6 tRNA genes are annotated in these 529 nt (G+C 52.7%); all 6 read left to right on the forward strand.

Annotated elements, in window-relative coordinates:
• The first annotated feature begins 13 nt into the window (after nt 1-13).
• The 6 genes from AB3I00_RS14620 (at nt 14) to AB3I00_RS14645 (ending at nt 526) form a co-directional block, all read left to right on the forward strand.
• Nucleotides 14-86 (forward strand) — tRNA-Val (locus AB3I00_RS14620).
• 3 nt (nt 87-89) lie between these two features.
• Nucleotides 90-162, forward strand: a tRNA-Lys gene (locus AB3I00_RS14625).
• 7 nt (nt 163-169) lie between these two features.
• Nucleotides 170-251 (forward strand) — tRNA-Leu (locus tag AB3I00_RS14630).
• A 17-nt stretch (nt 252-268) separates the two neighbouring features.
• Nucleotides 269-341: transfer RNA gene (locus AB3I00_RS14635), tRNA-Thr, on the forward strand.
• Between the two features lie 11 nt (nt 342-352).
• Nucleotides 353-424: transfer RNA gene (locus AB3I00_RS14640), tRNA-Gly, on the forward strand.
• 16 nt (nt 425-440) lie between these two features.
• Nucleotides 441-526 (forward strand) — tRNA-Leu (locus AB3I00_RS14645).
• Nucleotides 527-529: the final 3 nt, after the last annotated feature.

Here is a 529-nt window from a genome sequence, read left to right on the forward strand (position 1 = left end):
TTAAGTTATCCATGGAGGTTTAGCTCAGCTGGGAGAGCATCTGCCTTACAAGCAGAGGGTCAGCGGTTCGATCCCGTTAACCTCCATATGAGCCGTTAGCTCAGTTGGTAGAGCATCTGACTTTTAATCAGAGGGTCACAGGTTCGAGCCCTGTACGGCTCATATTTTTGCGGGTGTGGCGGAATTGGCAGACGCACTAGATTTAGGATCTAGCGCCTTACGGCGTGGGGGTTCAAGTCCCTTCACCCGCATAATTTAAGTTTTACATGCCGGCTTAGCTCAGTTGGTAGAGCATCTGATTTGTAATCAGAGGGTCGAGGGTTCAAGTCCTTTAGCCGGCATCTTTAAACACGCGGAAATAGCTCAGTGGTAGAGCACCACCTTGCCAAGGTGGGGGTCGCGGGTTCGAACCCCGTTTTCCGCTTTGCCAAAGCAATCGCGCCGGGGTGGCGGAACTGGCAGACGCACAGGACTTAAAATCCTGCGGTGAGTGATCACCGTACCGGTTCGATTCCGGTCCTCGGCATTT

The sequence above is a fragment of the Enterococcus sp. C76 genome (genome assembly GCF_040886985.1).
Lineage (GTDB): Bacteria > Bacillota > Bacilli > Lactobacillales > Enterococcaceae > Enterococcus_B > Enterococcus_B lactis.